Annotated in this window: 13 protein-coding genes; 12 read left to right on the forward strand and 1 reads right to left on the reverse strand. The window is 60.5% G+C overall.

Translation table 11 applies throughout. The annotated features are described in order from the left end of the window. Window positions 1-4: 4 nt before the first annotated feature. The gene (gene queG / locus IEQ42_RS06885) at window positions 5-1,066 is read right to left on the reverse strand and encodes a tRNA epoxyqueuosine(34) reductase QueG (RefSeq protein WP_210703005.1); all 1,062 of its coding nucleotides are present in this window, start codon (window positions 1,064-1,066) and stop codon (window positions 5-7) included. 63 nt (window positions 1,067-1,129) lie between these two features. Between queG and IEQ42_RS06890 the strand changes: the two genes are divergently transcribed. From IEQ42_RS06890 to IEQ42_RS06945, 12 genes are all read left to right on the forward strand, one after another. Beyond that, window positions 1,130-2,629: an NAD(P)H-hydrate dehydratase gene (locus tag IEQ42_RS06890; protein WP_210703006.1), complete on the forward strand. Its 1,500-nt coding sequence runs from the start codon at window positions 1,130-1,132 to the stop codon at window positions 2,627-2,629. After that, a complete protein-coding gene (gene tsaE, locus IEQ42_RS06895) occupies window positions 2,617-3,087 on the forward strand; it encodes a tRNA (adenosine(37)-N6)-threonylcarbamoyltransferase complex ATPase subunit type 1 TsaE (protein ID WP_042557383.1) in 471 nt (156 codons plus the stop codon). The genes IEQ42_RS06890 and tsaE overlap by 13 nt, the downstream gene beginning before the upstream one ends. Beyond that, a complete protein-coding gene (locus IEQ42_RS06900) occupies window positions 3,088-4,518 on the forward strand; it encodes an N-acetylmuramoyl-L-alanine amidase (RefSeq protein WP_274611318.1) in 1,431 nt (476 codons plus the stop codon). Next, on the forward strand, window positions 4,515-6,425 hold the full coding sequence (gene mutL, locus IEQ42_RS06905; RefSeq protein ID WP_210703007.1) for a DNA mismatch repair endonuclease MutL: 1,911 nt from the start codon (window positions 4,515-4,517) through the stop codon (window positions 6,423-6,425). The genes IEQ42_RS06900 and mutL overlap by 4 nt, the downstream gene beginning before the upstream one ends. Continuing rightward, window positions 6,425-7,396 (forward strand): tRNA (adenosine(37)-N6)-dimethylallyltransferase MiaA, encoded by a 972-nt coding sequence (gene miaA / locus IEQ42_RS06910; RefSeq protein ID WP_210703008.1) that lies wholly within the window; start codon window positions 6,425-6,427, stop codon window positions 7,394-7,396. Before mutL ends, miaA begins: the two co-directional genes overlap by 1 nt. 94 nt (window positions 7,397-7,490) lie before the next feature. Continuing rightward, complete coding sequence (gene hfq / locus IEQ42_RS06915; protein WP_007902656.1) at window positions 7,491-7,751, forward strand: RNA chaperone Hfq; 261 nt, start codon at window positions 7,491-7,493, stop codon at window positions 7,749-7,751. A gap of 12 nt (window positions 7,752-7,763) precedes the next feature. Continuing rightward, window positions 7,764-9,065, forward strand: coding sequence for a ribosome rescue GTPase HflX (gene hflX / locus IEQ42_RS06920; RefSeq protein ID WP_042557387.1), 1,302 nt, complete (start codon window positions 7,764-7,766; stop codon window positions 9,063-9,065). A 96-nt stretch (window positions 9,066-9,161) separates the two neighbouring features. After that, on the forward strand, window positions 9,162-10,331 hold the full coding sequence (gene hflK / locus IEQ42_RS06925; RefSeq protein ID WP_210703009.1) for an FtsH protease activity modulator HflK: 1,170 nt from the start codon (window positions 9,162-9,164) through the stop codon (window positions 10,329-10,331). Beyond that, window positions 10,331-11,200, forward strand: coding sequence for a protease modulator HflC (gene hflC / locus IEQ42_RS06930; RefSeq protein ID WP_210703010.1), 870 nt, complete (start codon window positions 10,331-10,333; stop codon window positions 11,198-11,200). Before hflK ends, hflC begins: the two co-directional genes overlap by 1 nt. Before the next feature lie 312 nt (window positions 11,201-11,512). Further along, window positions 11,513-12,700 carry an ATP phosphoribosyltransferase regulatory subunit gene (locus IEQ42_RS06935; protein ID WP_150594042.1) on the forward strand — a complete coding sequence of 396 codons (1,188 nt, stop codon included), beginning with the start codon at window positions 11,513-11,515 and terminating at the stop codon, window positions 12,698-12,700. Window positions 12,701-12,754: 54 nt separating this feature from the next. Beyond that, the gene (locus tag IEQ42_RS06940; RefSeq protein WP_210703011.1) at window positions 12,755-14,044 is read left to right on the forward strand and encodes an adenylosuccinate synthase; all 1,290 of its coding nucleotides are present in this window, start codon (window positions 12,755-12,757) and stop codon (window positions 14,042-14,044) included. 140 nt (window positions 14,045-14,184) lie between these two features. Further along, complete coding sequence (locus IEQ42_RS06945; protein WP_210703012.1) at window positions 14,185-16,119, forward strand: methyl-accepting chemotaxis protein; 1,935 nt, start codon at window positions 14,185-14,187, stop codon at window positions 16,117-16,119. Window positions 16,120-16,152 lie beyond the last annotated feature (33 nt).

Raw genomic sequence — 16,152 nt, forward strand, 5'->3', positions numbered from 1 at the left:
CCCTTTATGACGAATGTTGCTTCAACGCCCATTCGACGTGTTCCCTGACCAACGCCGAGGGATAATCCCGTCGCGCCTTCAACGCTTCCAGCACCGCAATCGTTGAGGGCGCATTGCCTAACCCCACTGCCAGATTGCGCAACCAGCGCTCATACCCGGCTCGGCGCAATGGCGAGCCCTCGGTGCTGCTCAAGAACTTCTCTTCATCCCACAAAAACAGCTCGGCCAGCCCGGCGTTGTCCAAGTTGTGCCGTGGCTTGAAATCGCTTTCCGTCGAGGGTCGCGCGAAGCGGTTCCACGGGCAGACTATCTGGCAATCGTCACAGCCGAACACCCGGTTGCCGATCAGTGGACGCAGCTCTTCGGGGATGGCGGTTTTCAGTTCTATGGTCAGATACGAAATGCAGCGTCGCGCATCCAGCACATACGGGCCGACGAAAGCATTGGTCGGGCAGATATCGAGGCATGCAGTGCAGCGCCCGCAGTGTTCGGTACTGTGCGGCTCATCCACTGGCAGCGGCAGATCAACAAACAGTTCGCTCAAGAAGAAATAGCTGCCCGCCTTGCGATTCAACACCAGCGTGTTTTTGCCGATCCAGCCCAGCCCAGCCTGTTCGGCGATTGCTTTTTCCAGTACCGGTGCGCTGTCGACGAAGGCGCGGAAACCGAACGGACCGATCTCGGCTTGAATCCTGTCGGCCAATTGTTGAACACGTTTACGGATCAATTTGTGGTAATCGCGGCCCAAGGCATAACGCGACACGTAAGCTTTTTCCGGTTCGGCCAGTCGTTTGGCCATTTCGGTGTCGCCCGGCAAGTAGTCCATGCGCAGGGAAACCACGCGCAAAGTGCCAGGCACCAGCTCTTCGGGATGCGAACGCTTGCTGCCGTGGGCCCCCATGTAATCCATTTCGCCGTGGTAGCCGGCCTCGAGCCAGCGCTGCAGGTGCTGCTCATGCTCGGCCAGATCGAGGCCGCTGATGCCGACTTGCTGAAAGCCCAACTCCCGGCCCCAATCCTTGATCGATTGGGCCAGGGCGGGCAGGTCTGTGGTGATGGCGGACATGAGGCGAGAGAAACCGGAGCTGAGGTGCGTATAATTCTGCCAGACATCGGAGCCCGAAGACGCATGCCGCACACGAAAGATGAATTACCCGACGCGCTGTATGGCGCCGCACAGGTGCGCGAGATCGACGCACGGCTGATTGCCGCGGGCACGCCGGGCTTCGAATTGATGCAGCGCGCCGCGCATGCGGCCTGGCGGGCACTGGTGCGGCAATGGCCGGCAGCCGATGAAATGACTGTGCTTGCCGGCCACGGCAACAATGCGGGCGACGGCTATTTGCTCGCCGCAATGGCGCATCGGGCGGGTTGGCGGGTGCGCGTGCTGGCGGTCGGCGATGCGCAGCGCCTGCAAGGTGATGCCGCGCAGGCGCATGCCGAAGCGCTCGCCGAGGGCGTCAGTGTGCTGGGCTGGGCCGGTCAAAAAGAATTGCGCGGGGTCATTGTCGATGCCTTGCTCGGCACCGGCCTGACCGGTGACGTACGCGAGCCTTATCGCACGGCCATCGCGGCGATCAACGCCAGCGGCCTGCCGGTAACGGCAGTCGATATTCCTTCCGGACTGTCCGCCGACACCGGGCATGCGCTGGGTACTGCCGTTTGCGCCGACCTCACCGTCACCTTCATCGCCTTGAAAGTCGGCCTGTTCACCGGTGATGCGGCGGACCATATCGGCGAGCTGGTGTTTAATGATTTGCAGGCGACGGCCGAAACCTGTGGTGACATTCCCGTCAATGCCCGGCGCCTGCACGCGGCTAATCTTCCAAGGCTGGCGCCACGTCTACCCGGTTCCCACAAAGGCCGCTTCGGGCATGTGCTGCTGATCGGCGGCGATCACGGTTTTGGCGGGGCGATCCTGCTCAGCACCGAAAGTGCTTTGCGCAGCGGTGCCGGCATGGTTTCGCTGGCGACTCGCCCGGAACATGTGCCAGCGGCATTGACCCGCATTCCGGAAGCCATGGCTCTGGGTGTTTCCTCGGCCAATCAATTGATGGGCCTGCTGGAAAAGGTTTCCGTGCTGGTGGTCGGGCCGGGGCTGGGGCAGGCTGGCTGGGGGCGGGCGCTGGTGTCGGCGGCGGCCAATGCGCCATTGCCACAGGTGTGGGACGCCGATGCATTGAACCTGCTGGCCGAAGGGTTTGTCAGCTTGCCCAGGGATTGCGTGATCACGCCGCATCCGGGTGAGGCTGCTCGGTTGCTGGGGATCAGCACCGCGCAGGTGCAGGCCGATCGTCCTGCTGCTGCGTTGGCGTTGAGCAAAAAATATACAGCGGTTGTGGTGCTCAAAGGCGCCGGTAGCCTCATCGCCCATCCCGATGGGCGTCTGGCGTTGTGTCATCAGGGCCATCCGGCCATGGCCACCGCCGGGCTCGGCGATGTGCTGGCCGGTTTGACCGGCGCGCTGCTGGCACAAGGCATGGATGGCTTCGATGCCGCGTGCCTAGCGGTCTGGCTGCACGCCAATGCCGGGATGCACCAAGGAAAATTCGGCCGTGGGCTGGCGGCCAGTGATCTGATTCCAGCCATTCGTCAGTTGTTGGAGGAGCATGCACCGTGTCTGAAGTAACCCTGTACCTGGCCGATGAACAGGCCATGAGCGACTTTGGCACACGGATCGCCCGCGTGACCCAGGGCCACGGCCTGATTTTTCTTGTTGGCAACCTCGGCATGGGCAAAACCACGCTGTCGCGGGGGATCATTCGCGGGCTGGGCCATGTCGGAGCGGTAAAAAGTCCGACCTTCACATTGGTCGAGCCCTACGAAATCGGTGACATCCGCGCCTTCCATTTCGACCTGTATCGCCTGGTTGATCCGGAGGAACTGGAGTTTCTCGGGATCCGCGACTACTTCGACGACGACGCCCTCTGCCTGATCGAGTGGCCCGATAAAGGTGCAGGCTTTTTGCCAAAGCCTGACCTGACCATTACCATTAGCCCGCAAGACAGCGGGCGTTCGCTGAATATTTTGTCCCAGGGCTCGCGTGGCGAGGCCTGGTGTGCCGCTTTGGCATTGGAAACCAATTAGATGATGGGGTTAGGTATGCGCTTTCGCGCGTTGGTGGCTGCCGCAGGACTGATGTTGATGGCAGTAACCGTCACCGCTGTGGCTGATTCAAAGGTCAACAGCGTGCGCCTGTGGCGGGCGCCGGATAACACGCGACTGGTCTTCGACCTGAGCGGTCCGGTGCAGCACAGCGTTTTCACCCTGACTTCACCGGATAGACTGGTGATCGACGTCAATGGCGCCTCCCTCGGAGCGCCATTGAATGTGCAGACCGCGAACACGCCGATCACCGCGATTCGCTCGGCCCAGCGCACGCCGTCCGACCTGCGGGTGGTCATCGACCTGAAAAAAGCCGTCACCCCGAAGAGCTTCTCGCTGGCGCCGAACGCGCAATACGGCAACCGTCTGGTGGTCGATCTGTTCGACAACCCGGCCGATGCCGCTCCGCCGCCTGCACCTGCGCCGCGGGTGGCGACGGTGCCGGCCGTGCCGGTCACCCCGGCCGAACCGACCATCAAGCTCTCGCCAGCCCCGGCCGGCAAGCGCGACATTATTGTGGTGATTGACGCCGGCCACGGTGGCGAGGACCCGGGTGCGTCCGGCTCGCGCGGGCAGCGTGAGAAAGACGTGGTGTTGCAGATCGCCCGTGAATTGCAGCGTCAGATCAATGGCATTAAAGGCTTCCGCGCCGAACTGACCCGTACCGGTGACTACTTCATTCCGTTGCGCGGGCGTACCGAAATTGCCCGCAAGAAGGGCGCCGACCTGTTCGTCTCGATCCACGCCGATGCCGCGCCATCCGCGGCGGCCTTCGGTGCTTCGGTGTTTGCCCTGTCTGATCGCGGTGCGACATCCGAGACCGCTCGCTGGCTGGCCGACAGTGAAAACCGTTCCGACCTGATCGGCGGTGCGGGCAACGTCAGCCTCGACGACAAGGACCGCATGCTCGCGGGCGTGCTGCTTGACCTGTCGATGACGGCGTCGTTGACCTCCAGCCTCAACGTCGGGCAGAAAGTCCTGACCAACATCGGCCGGGTTACGCCGCTGCACAAACAGCGCGTGGAGCAAGCCGGGTTCATGGTGCTGAAGTCGCCGGACATTCCGTCGATCCTGGTCGAAACCGGGTTTATCTCCAACGCCAAAGAAGCGAACAAGCTCTCGGCGTCGAGCCACCAGCAAGCGCTGGCGCGTTCGATCAGCAGCGGCGTGCGCCAGTTCTTCCAGCAGAATCCTCCACCGGGTAGCTACATTGCCTGGCTGCGTGATTCCGGCAAGATTGCCCAGGGCCCGCGTGATCATCGAGTCAATCCGGGCGAAACCCTGGCGATGATCGCCGTGCGTTATCAGGTCTCGCCGGCGGCGCTGCGCAGCGCCAACAACCTGAAAAGCGATGACCTGAAAGCAGGCCAGCACCTGACCATTCCTGGCACCGAACTGGCGTCCAAAGAATGACTCAGGTCCTGAACATGGCCCGCATCGAGCTGCTCAGCCCACGGCTGGCGAACCAGATCGCTGCCGGCGAGGTGGTCGAGCGCCCGGCGTCGGTGATCAAGGAGTTGCTGGAAAACAGCCTCGACTCCGGTGCCAAGCGCATTGATGTCGATGTCGAGCAGGGCGGCGTCAAGCTGCTGCGGGTGCGCGACGATGGCAGCGGCATTTCTGCCGATGACCTGCCACTGGCGCTGGCCCGGCACGCCACCAGCAAGATTCGCAATCTGGAAGATCTGGAGCAGGTGATGAGCCTGGGCTTCCGCGGTGAAGCCCTGGCCTCGATCAGCTCCGTGGCGCGCCTGACCCTGACTTCGCGCACCCGTGATGCCGATCAGGCCTGGCAGGTCGAGACCGAAGGTCGAGACATGGCGCCTCGCGTTCAGCCGGCCGCGCATCCGGTGGGCACTTCGGTGGAAGTGCGCGACTTGTTCTTCAATACGCCGGCACGACGCAAATTCCTCAAGACCGAAAAAACCGAATTCGATCACCTGCAAGAGGTGATCAAGCGGCTGGCACTGGCGCGTTTCGACGTGGCTTTCCATCTGCGCCACAACGGCAAGACCATCCTCAGCCTGCACGAGGCCCACGATGATGCGGCCCGTGCCCGGCGTGTGGCGGCGATCTGCGGCTCGGGTTTTCTTGAACAGGCGCTGCCGATCGAGATCGAACGCAATGGCTTGCACCTGTGGGGCTGGGTCGGTTTGCCGACCTTCAACCGCAGTCAGGCGGACTTGCAGTATTTCTTTGTAAACGGCCGCGCGGTGCGCGACAAACTGGTGGCGCACGCGGTGCGCCAGGCTTATCGCGATGTTCTGTTCAACGGTCGCCACCCGACGTTTGCGCTGTTTTTCGAGGTTGATCCGGCTGCTGTGGACGTTAACGTTCACCCGACCAAACACGAAGTGCGCTTCCGTGACGGGCGCATGGTGCATGATTTCCTTTACGGCACGCTGCACCGGGCGCTGGGCGATGTGCGTCCGGAAGATCAGCTAGCCGGTTCGGTCAGCACTGCCGTGGTCCGCCCGACAGGGCTTGATGCCGGTGAGTTCGGGCCGCAGGGCGAAATGCGTCTGGCGGCCAATGCGCTGCTGGAGCAACCGCAGGCACAACCGGCGTTCAACACGTCGTCGGGCACCAGCGCTGGCGGCGCTTATCAGTATCAATACACGCCGCGTCCGCAATCCGCTGTGCCCCCGGTCGCTGAGGCTCAGGCCGCCTATCGCGAGTTTTTTGCGCCCTTGCCAGAAGCCAATGCCAACGCATTGCCGGCTGGTCAGGAAGACATTCCGCCGCTCGGCTACGCATTGGCGCAGTTGAAAGGCATCTACATTCTGTCCGAGAACGCCCAAGGCCTGGTGCTGGTCGACATGCATGCTGCCCACGAGCGGATCATGTATGAGCGCCTGAAGATCGCCATGGCCAGCGAAGGCCTCAGCGGCCAGCCGTTGCTGGTGCCGGAATCGCTGGCGGTCAGTCAGCGTGAGGCCGATTGCGCCGAGGAACATGCCGCGTGGTTCCAGCGACTGGGCTTTGAATTGCAGCGTCTGGGCCCTGAAACATTGGCGATTCGCCAGATTCCAGCACTGCTCAAGCAAGCTGAAGCCAACCGTTTGGTTGGCGACGTGCTGTCGGACCTGATGGAGTACGGCACCAGCGACCGGATTCAGGCACACCTGAACGAACTGCTCGGCACCATGGCCTGCCACGGCGCAATCCGCGCCAACCGGCGTCTGGCCCTGCCGGAAATGAACGGTCTGCTGCGTGACATGGAAAACACCGAGCGCAGTGGTCAATGCAACCATGGCCGACCGACCTGGACCCAATTGGGCCTGGACGATCTGGACAAACTGTTTTTGCGCGGTCGTTGATGAGCCAGCTTCCTCCAGCGATTTTCCTGATGGGCCCGACCGCTGCGGGCAAGACCGATCTGGCCATCGAGCTGACCAAAGTGTTGCCGTGCGAGCTGATCAGTGTCGATTCGGCGCTGGTCTATCGCGGCATGGACATCGGCACCGCCAAGCCCTCAAAAGAGCTTCTCGCCGAATATCCTCACCGTCTGATCGATATTCTCGATCCGGTTGAAGCCTATTCGGCTGCGGATTTTCGTCGCGACGCCTTGCAAGCCATGGCCGAAATCACCGCGCGCGGAAAAATTCCGCTGCTGGTGGGCGGCACGATGCTCTATTACAAGGCTTTGGTCGAAGGTCTTGCGGATATGCCAGCAGCTGATCCCGAGGTGCGCGCGCAGATCGAAGAAGAGGCTGCACGCCTTGGCTGGCAGGCCCTGCACGATCAATTGGCGGTGATTGATCCGGTGTCCGCTGCGCGGATTCATCCGAACGATCCACAACGCTTGAGTCGCGCGCTGGAAGTCTATCGGGTCAGTGGTCAGAGCATGACTGCGCTGCGTGAGCAACAATCTGCGCAAAGTACTGAAGCAGCCGCTTCGGGACTGCAACAATTGCCCTATACTGTCGCGAACTTGGCCATTGCCCCGGCGAATCGTCAGGTGCTGCACGAGCGCATTAAACAAAGATTCACAATTATGTTGGAACAGGGATTCATCGACGAGGTCGTAGCCCTGCGTAAAAGAAGTGACCTGCATTCGGGGTTGCCGTCTATACGTGCGGTAGGCTACCGCCAAGTCTGGGACTACCTGGATGGCAAACTGACATTGGCTGACATGCAGGAGCGCGGCATCATCGCCACGCGCCAATTGGCCAAGCGCCAGTTCACCTGGCTACGCAGCTGGGAAGATTTACATTGGCTGGACAGTCTTGATTGCGACAATCTGCCACGCGCCTTGAAATACTTAGGGACCATCTCCATATTGAGCTGAGTCCTTGCAATTGCCGTCTATCCTTGGGGGTGTGACGGCCAAAGCCATCTGAATTACCTATTTTTATTATTGAATCCTTAAAGGAGTGCGGCACATGTCAAAAGGGCATTCGCTACAAGACCCTTACCTGAATACTTTACGTAAAGAGAAAGTTGGGGTTTCCATCTACCTGGTCAACGGTATCAAACTGCAAGGCACGATCGAGTCGTTCGACCAGTTCGTGATTCTGCTGAAAAACACCGTCAGCCAAATGGTTTACAAACACGCTATCTCGACAGTCGTGCCGGTTCGTCCAATTCGTCTGCCTAGCGCAACCGAATCCGAAGCAGGTGACGCTGAGCCAGGTAACGCCTGATAGGAGTCTCCTTTGTTCTTTGAGCGCCACGGTGGTGGTGAGCGAGTAATCCTCGTTCACTTGGATGGACAGGACCCTGAGGCGCGCGAAGATCCGCAGGAGTTTCAGGAACTGGCTAATTCGGCAGGCGCCGAGACCGTTGCGTTTTTTAACGTACCGCGTCATCGGCCAACTGCCAAATTCCTGATCGGCAGCGGCAAGGTCGAGGAACTGCGCGACCTGGTCCATGCCGAGAAGGCCGATCTGGTGATTTTCAATCACATCCTCACGCCCAGTCAGGAACGTAACCTCGAACGTGTTTTCGAGTGTCGCGTGATCGACCGTACCGGTCTGATTCTCGATATTTTCGCTCAGCGCGCCCGTACCCATGAAGGCAAGCTTCAGGTCGAACTGGCCCAGCTTGACCACATGAGCACGCGGCTGGTTCGTGGCTGGACTCACCTTGAGCGTCAGGGTGGCGGGATCGGCATGCGCGGTCCGGGTGAAACCCAGCTTGAAACCGACCGTCGTCTGTTGCGGGTTCGCCTGCGACAGATCAAGGGCCGCCTGGAAAAAGTGCGCAGCCAGCGCGAGCAGTCGCGGCGCGGCCGTTCGCGTGCGGATATTCCGACCGTGTCTCTGGTGGGCTATACCAACGCCGGTAAATCCACGCTCTTCAACAACGTGACGAAATCCGACGTGTACGCGGCTGATCAATTGTTCGCCACGCTGGACCCGACCTTGCGCCGTCTGGAACTGGACGACCTGGGGCCGATTGTCCTGGCCGACACGGTAGGCTTCATTCGTCACTTGCCACACAAGCTGGTCGAGGCTTTTCGGTCTACGCTCGAAGAGTCGAGCAACTCTGACCTGCTGTTGCACGTTATCGACGCGGCCGAACCGGATCGCATGTTGCAGATCGAGCAGGTGATGGTGGTGTTGGGCGAGATTGGCGCCCAGGACTTGCCGATCCTCGAGGTCTATAACAAACTCGATTTGCTTGAAGGCGTTGAGCCGCAAATCCAGCGCGATGCCGATGGCAAACCGCAACGGGTCTGGTTGTCGGCGCGTGATGGCAGTGGTCTGGAATTACTTGAACAAGCCATTTCCGAGTTGCTGGGCGGTGATTTGTTCGTGGGTACATTGCGCTTGCCGCAACAATTCGCTCGACTGCGTGCGCAGTTTTTCGAACTCGGTGCGGTGCAAAAAGAAGAGCACGACGAAGAAGGCATCAGCCTGCTGGCCGTTCGTTTGCCCCGGGTCGAGTTGAATCGACTGGTAAGCCGCGAAGGATTGCAGCCGATGGAATTCATCGAGCAACACACTTTGCAATAAAAGCCTGACAAAGCGGTTGTGCCGCAACGTCAGGCATTCTGTAGCATTGGTCGGCGCGCCGTGGGTGCGTCTTTGCTTTATCAGATGGAGAGCGCTATGGCTTGGAATGAGCCGGGTGGCAACTCGAATAATCAGGATCCTTGGGGTGGCAAGCGCCGCAATAACGGCGACCGCAAGGGGCCACCAGATCTCGACGAGGCCTTCCGAAAGCTGCAGGAAAGCCTGAACGGATTGTTCGGTGGTGGCAAGAAACGTGGTGATGACGGCGGTGGTTCGAGCAAGAGCGGCGGTGGTTTCGGCGGTCTGATCGGTATCGCCCTCGTTGTGCTGGCGGCTGTCTGGCTGTACAGCGCGGTTTACGTGGTGGACGAGCAGGAGCAAGCCGTAGTGCTGCGCTTCGGCAAATACTACGAAACCGTCGGCCCGGGTCTGAATATCTACTTCCCGCCGATCGATAAAAAGTACATGGAGAACGTCACGCGTGAGCGTGCCTACTCCAAGCAGGGCCAGATGCTGACCGAAGACGAGAACATCGTCGAAGTGCCGCTGACCGTGCAGTACAAGATCAGCAACCTGCAGGACTTCGTACTGAACGTCGACCAGCCGGAAATCAGCCTGCAGCACGCGACCGAAAGTGCGCTGCGTCATGTGGTGGGTTCCACCGCGATGGATCAGGTGCTGACCGAAGGTCGTGAACTGATGGCCAGCGAAATCAAGGAACGTCTCCAGCGTTTCCTCGATACCTATCGCACCGGTATCACCGTTACTCAGGTCAACGTACAGAGCGCTGCTGCACCGCGTGAAGTACAGGAAGCCTTTGACGACGTGATCCGCGCCCGTGAAGACGAGCAGCGTTCGCGTAACCAGGCAGAAACCTACGCCAACGGCGTGGTGCCGGAAGCTCGTGGTCAGGCCCAGCGTATCCTCGAGGATGCCAATGGTTACCGCGACGAAACGGTCTCGCGCGCCAAGGGTGAGGCGGATCGCTTCACCAAACTGGTCGCCGAGTATCGCAAGGCGCCTGAAGTCACCCGTCAGCGTCTGTACCTAGACACCATGCAGGAAGTCTTCAGTAACACCAGCAAGGTACTCGTGACCGGCAACAAGGACGGCCAGAGCAATCTGCTTTACCTGCCGTTGGACAAAATGATCCAGAACAGTTCGGGCAACGCACCGGTAACCGGTGCGGCCGCCGCCAGCAGCAACACGGACGCCACGCCGCATGTCACTGACGTGCCGCAGACGCGCACAAGGGAGACCCGCTGATGAGCAATAAATCGCTGATCGCCCTGATCGTTGGCGTCGTTGTCGTACTGGTGGGCTGGAACTGCTTCTACATCGTGGCTCAGACCGAGCGTGCGGTGATGCTGCAGTTCGGTCGTGTGGTTCAGGCCGATGTCCAGCCGGGTCTGCATGTGAAAGTGCCTTACGTCAACCAGGTGCGCAAGTTCGACGCCCGCCTGCTGACGCTGGATGCGCCGACGCAGCGCTTCCTGACTCTGGAAAAGAAAGCCGTGATGGTCGATGCCTACGCCAAGTGGCGCGTGAAAGATGCCGAGCGCTTCTACACCGCGACTTCCGGCCTCAAGCAGATTGCCGACGAGCGTCTTTCCCGTCGACTGGAATCCGGTCTGCGTGACCAGTTCGGTAAGCGCACCCTGCACGAAGTCGTGTCGGGCGAGCGTGATGCGCTGATGGCTGACATCACCGCGTCGCTGAACAAGATGGCAGAGAAAGAGCTGGGTATCGAAGTCGTCGATGTCCGGGTCAAGGCCATCGATCTGCCGAAAGAAGTGAACCGCAGTGTGTTCGAGCGTATGAGCACCGAGCGTGAGCGTGAAGCTCGCGAGCACCGCGCCAAGGGTAACGAGTTGGCTGAAGGCATCCGTGCCGACGCCGATCGTCAACGCCGCGTACTGCTGGCTGAAGCCTATCGTGAATCTCAAGAGATTCGCGGTGATGGTGATGCCGAGGCCGCTGCGATCTACTCCAAGGCCTACGGTCAGGATCAGGAGTTCTACGGTTTCTACCGTAGCCTGCGCGCCTACCGTGAAAGCTTCGCGAACAAATCCGACGTCTTGGTCCTCGACCCAAGCAGTGACTTTTTCCGCTACCTGGAAAAGTCCAAGCCTTGATACGGCGTTGACCTGAATCATTCCGCCCGGCGGCTAAAACCTCGGGCGGGGTGATCCTTTGGGAAAACGTGTGTATGATGCGGCAGCCGGGAAATTCCCGGCTTTTTTGCGTCTGCACGTTTGATTGCTGTTTTTACTGCAGAACATCGGGTTGAATGGCTCGACAGTTTTTCGAGGAAAGTGATGGGCGAAGCCGGTTAAAGGCCTTTCGCTGCGTCGTTCATGCGCGTGCGTTTTGAACGGACCGGTCATTTTCTGCTTCACTCAAGGCTCGCCTAGTGCTGGCCGCCCGGATCAAAGGGGAATGGCGTAATGGCAACGGTAGACCGCTGGCTGCTGCCAGATGGCATCGAAGAAGTACTGCCACCAGAAGCGGCGCGCATTGAAGTCGCGCGTCGTCAGGTGTTGGATCTGTTCCAGAGCTGGGGTTACGAGTTTGTCGTGACTCCCCATATCGAGTACCTGGAATCCCTGCTGACCGGTGCAGGCTCGGACCTCGATCTGCGTACCTTCAAGGTCATCGACCCGCAGTCGGGGCGGCAGATGGGTTTCCGTGCCGACATCACGCCGCAAGTGGCGCGCATCGATGCGCACACCCTGCGTCGCGAGGGTCCGAGCCGTCTGTGCTACGCCGGCAGCGTATTGCACGCCCAGCCGCGTGCATTGTCGTCGTCGCGCAGTCCGATCCAGTTGGGTGCCGAGTTGTACGGCGATGCCAGTCCGAGCAGCGACGTTGAGGTAATCAGCCTGATGCTGGCCATGCTGCAACTGGCCGATGTGCCGGACGTGCACATGGACCTCGGTCACGTTGGTATCTACCGTGGTCTGGCGCGCGCCGCCGGTTTGTCCGGCGAAGTCGAACAGCAGTTGTTCGACGCGTTGCAACGCAAGGCCATCGACGAGGTCATTACCTTGACCGAAGGCTTGCCGGCCGACCTGTCCGGCATGCTCCGTGCGCTGGTTGACTTGTGCGGCGGCCGTGAAGTGTTGAGCGCTGCCCGCGAGCGTCTGGCCAATGCGCCGGCGCCGGTGCTGGAAGCACTGGAAGATTTGCTGGCGATAGCCGAGCGCCTGTCGGCTCGCTTCCCGGAGCTGCCGCTGTACTTTGATCTGGGCGAGTTGCGCGGTTATCACTACCACACCGGTGTGGTGTTCGCGGTGTTCGTACCGGGCGTTGGCCAGTCCATCGCTCAGGGCGGCCGTTACGACGACATCGGCGCCGACTTCGGTCGCGCCCGTCCGGCGACTGGCTTTTCCACCGATTTGAAAACCCTGGTGACCCTGGGGCGTGCTGAGATCGAGTTACCGTCTGGCGGTATCTGGATGCCTGACAGTACGGATGCAGCACTCTGGCAGCAGGTTTGTCAGTTGCGCAGTGAGGGTCAGCGTGTCGTTCAGGCATTGCCTGGGCAACCTTTGGCCGCCGCCCGTGATGCGGACTGCGACCGGCAATTGATTCAGCAGAACGGGCTTTGGCAAGTATCGCCACTGGCTTCTTGAGTTTTCCTGCCGGCCATCGCCGGCACCAAGTTTGCGCGAATGAGGACAAGTGTTATGGGTAAGAATGTCGTAGTCCTGGGCACCCAATGGGGTGATGAGGGCAAAGGCAAGATCGTTGATCTGCTGACCGAACATGCTGCCGCCGTAGTGCGCTACCAGGGTGGCCACAACGCTGGTCACACCTTGGTGATCGACGGCGAAAAAACTGTCTTGCACCTGATTCCGTCGGGCGTGCTGCGCGAAGGCGTGCAGTGCCTGATCGGCAACGGCGTAGTGGTTGCACCTGACGCCCTGCTGCGCGAGATCACCAAGCTGGAAGAGAAAGGCGTACCGGTGCGCGAGCGCCTGCGTATCAGTCCGTCCTGCCCGCTGATCCTGTCCTTCCACGTAGCGCTGGACCAGGCTCGTGAAAAGGCTCGTGGCGAGCTGAAGATCGGTACTACCGGTCGCGGCATTGGCCCGGCTTATGAAGACAAGGTTGCCCGTCGTGGCCTGCGTGTTGGCGACCTGCTCAACATGCCGCGCTTTGAAGACAAGCTGCGTGAATTGGTGGATTACCACAACTTCATGCTGGTTGGTTACTACAAAGAGCCTGCCATCGAGTTCGAAAAAACCCTGGCCGAGTGCAAGGAATACGCAGAACTGCTCAAGCCGCTGATGCTAGACGTGACGGCCGAGCTGCACGACCTGCGTCGCGCCGGCAAAGACATCATGTTCGAAGGCGCCCAGGGTTCGTTGCTCGACATCGACCACGGTACCTATCCGTACGTGACCAGCTCCAACACCACCGCGGGTGGCGTGGCGACCGGTTCGGGCGTTGGCCCGATGTTCCTGGACTACATCCTGGGCATCACCAAGGCTTACACCACTCGCGTAGGTTCGGGCCCGTTCCCGACTGAGCTGTTTGACGACGTGGGTGCGCACCTGGCCAAACAAGGCCACGAGTTTGGTGCTACCACCGGCCGTGCCCGTCGTTGCGGCTGGTTCGACGCCGTTATCCTGCGTCGCGCTATCGATGTGAACAGCATCTCGGGCATCTGCCTGACCAAGCTGGACGTACTCGACGGCCTGCAAACGATCAACATCTGCATCGGCTACAAAGATGTCGAAGGCAAAGACGTTGCCCCGACAGACGCTGACAGCTACGTGGGCCTTCAGCCTGTGTACGAAGAAGTGCCGGGTTGGACCGAATCGACCGTGGGTGCCAAAACCCTGGAAGAGCTGCCAGCTAACGCTCGTGCCTACATCAAGCGCGTTGAAGAGTTGATCGGCGCGCCGATCGACATTATTTCGACGGGCCCGGACCGCAACGAAACCATCGTTCTGCGTCATCCGTTTGCTTGATAAGTCGTTGATGTAAAAAAACAAAGGCCCCTTAATCGGGGCCTTTGTCGTTTATGCCTGTTGGACGGCATGACCTTTGCTGTAAGTCTTCCTACAAGAGTGCCATCAAATTAATGGCGTCAGAAGTAGAGGGATTCATAGTGTCAGCCGTTCTCTCACTGTTACAAAGCCGTCTGTTGCGGCCCGTGTTCGTTACCCTTGGTATCGCCCTTTTGGTGCAGGTGTTGGTGGCCGTTGCCCTGACGCGGAGCACGGTCACGGCACTGGAAGCGGATCTGGCGGTGCGCCTCGGTGCCGACAGCCAGAAACTCTCCGGGGAACTGGAGCAGGCCGGGCGTGAAGTCACGTCGAGTCTCGACGCCTTGTCCGCCAGTACCCGACAGCGTCTTACCGCCGGTTTGTCTTCTCGCCTGAAGGACGAACAAGCGCAATTGCGTGCAACGCTGGAAAAGGATTTGAAGGATTCGGCCAATGACATGGCCCAATTGCTGGCTTCGGTCGCACCCCGCGCGATGTGGGACAGCGACGTGCCGACCCTGTCCGAGTTTGCCCGGCGCGCCCAGCGCAATCCCAATGTGCTGTTCGTGGTCTACGACGACGCTACGGGCCAACATTTGACCCGTTACCTCAATCGCGAAAATCCGATCAACAAGGCTTTGCTGGAGAAGGGGCAGGGCGAGCGTGCGCTGGATAAAGTGCTGGATGCGGCAAAGAACGATCCGTCGGTTTATTACCTCGAAGCCTCGATCAGCCCTAACGGCGTTGAAATCGGCAAGGTGCTGATGGGCGTCTCCACGGCCTCGGTAGAGACCGATCTGGCTGCGCTCGACAAGCGTTTCCTGGCATTGATCGCCAGCAGCGATCAATTGGTCGGCGACAGCCTCAAAGGTGCCGCAGCCGATAGCGCCACAGCGATGCGCGCGCGTCTGCAATCGGCACAATCCACCGCTACCGAGATGAAAGCCAATACAGCCAGCACAGTGCGGGACGCTGCCGCGACCTTGCGTTGGCGCATCGGTATGGGCCTCGCGCTAGTCGGCTGCGGCGTGCTGTTGCTGCTGGCCGTGGTGCTTGGCCATCGCGTGGTCAACCGCTTGAAGATGCTCAATGCAGCGATGGACGACCTTGCAGCGGGCGAGGGTGACCTGACCAAACGCGTACAGATCAACAGCAAGGACGAGATCGGTGACATGGCGGCAGCAGTCAACCGCTTTGTCGACAAGTTGCAGCCGATCGTGCGTGAGGCGGGTGATGTGGCCCAGCGCACAGGCGTGGAAATCGGCGCGATGACCCTGCGCAATGCCGGTGCCGATGCGGCGGCCGGGATGCAGCGTGACGAAGTCGCGGAAAGTCTGCGGGCGCTTTCGCAAATGGCGGACGAGGCCCAATCGGAAAGCCATGCGATGCAGGCTGCGTTGAAGCAGGTGGTTGATATTCGTCAGGCCACTGATGAGAACACCCGCACGTCGGCCAAGGTCGGCAGTCTGATCGAGGCGCTGGCGGGGCAGGTCGACACGGGGGCGAAAGTCATCGAGCGACTCGCGCAGCAGAGTGAACAGATTGAAGTGGTGCTGACGGTCATTCACGGGATTGCCGAGCAGACCAACCTGTTGGCATTGAACGCTGCGATCGAAGCGGCACGGGCAGGCGAAACCGGGCGGGGGTTCGCTGTTGTGGCAGACGAAGTTCGGGCGCTGGCGAGCAAGACACAAAGCTCTACCGGCGACATCCAGGCGCACATCGTCGCGTTGCAGCAAGGCGCGCGTGAGGCGGTGGAAGCGATCGGGCAGGCCGGACGTCAGGCCAGTGAAGGTTTGCTCGTGCTGCGCGACAGTGCGCGGTTGCAACAGTCGGTGCAGGCTTCGGTCGAGCAGGTGCATGCAGCGATTGGTCTGGCAACGCAGGCGGCGGCGCATCAGGCTGCGGGTGCGCAAGCGGTGCGTGGACGCGTCGAAACGATCCATGTGCAGGCCGAGAAAGCGGCCCAGGCTGTGGTGGAAACCACGGCCAGTGGCAAGGTGCTGGATGGCTTGGCTGCGCAGCTTAAGGCGAGCTTGGGGCAATTCCGGGCCTGAAGATCAGAAGATCGCAGCCTTCGGCAACTCCTG

The sequence above is a fragment of the Pseudomonas iridis genome, from assembly GCF_017980685.1.
Classification (GTDB): domain Bacteria; phylum Pseudomonadota; class Gammaproteobacteria; order Pseudomonadales; family Pseudomonadaceae; genus Aquipseudomonas; species Aquipseudomonas iridis.

What these genes read in the sequence shown, in the direction of transcription:
- queG (WP_210703005.1), bottom strand. Translation starts at nt 1,066, where the DNA reads ATGTCCGCCATCACCACAGACCTGCCCGCCCTGGCCCAATCGATCAAG.
- IEQ42_RS06890 (WP_210703006.1), top strand. Translation starts at nt 1,130, where the DNA reads ATGCCGCACACGAAAGATGAATTACCCGACGCGCTGTATGGCGCCGCA.
- IEQ42_RS06900 (WP_274611318.1), top strand. Translation starts at nt 3,088, where the DNA reads ATGATGGGGTTAGGTATGCGCTTTCGCGCGTTGGTGGCTGCCGCAGGA.
- mutL (WP_210703007.1), top strand. Translation starts at nt 4,515, where the DNA reads ATGACTCAGGTCCTGAACATGGCCCGCATCGAGCTGCTCAGCCCACGG.
- miaA (WP_210703008.1), top strand. Translation starts at nt 6,425, where the DNA reads ATGAGCCAGCTTCCTCCAGCGATTTTCCTGATGGGCCCGACCGCTGCG.
- hfq (WP_007902656.1), top strand. Translation starts at nt 7,491, where the DNA reads ATGTCAAAAGGGCATTCGCTACAAGACCCTTACCTGAATACTTTACGT.
- hflK (WP_210703009.1), top strand. Translation starts at nt 9,162, where the DNA reads ATGGCTTGGAATGAGCCGGGTGGCAACTCGAATAATCAGGATCCTTGG.
- hflC (WP_210703010.1), top strand. Translation starts at nt 10,331, where the DNA reads ATGAGCAATAAATCGCTGATCGCCCTGATCGTTGGCGTCGTTGTCGTA.
- IEQ42_RS06935 (WP_150594042.1), top strand. Translation starts at nt 11,513, where the DNA reads ATGGCAACGGTAGACCGCTGGCTGCTGCCAGATGGCATCGAAGAAGTA.
- IEQ42_RS06940 (WP_210703011.1), top strand. Translation starts at nt 12,755, where the DNA reads ATGGGTAAGAATGTCGTAGTCCTGGGCACCCAATGGGGTGATGAGGGC.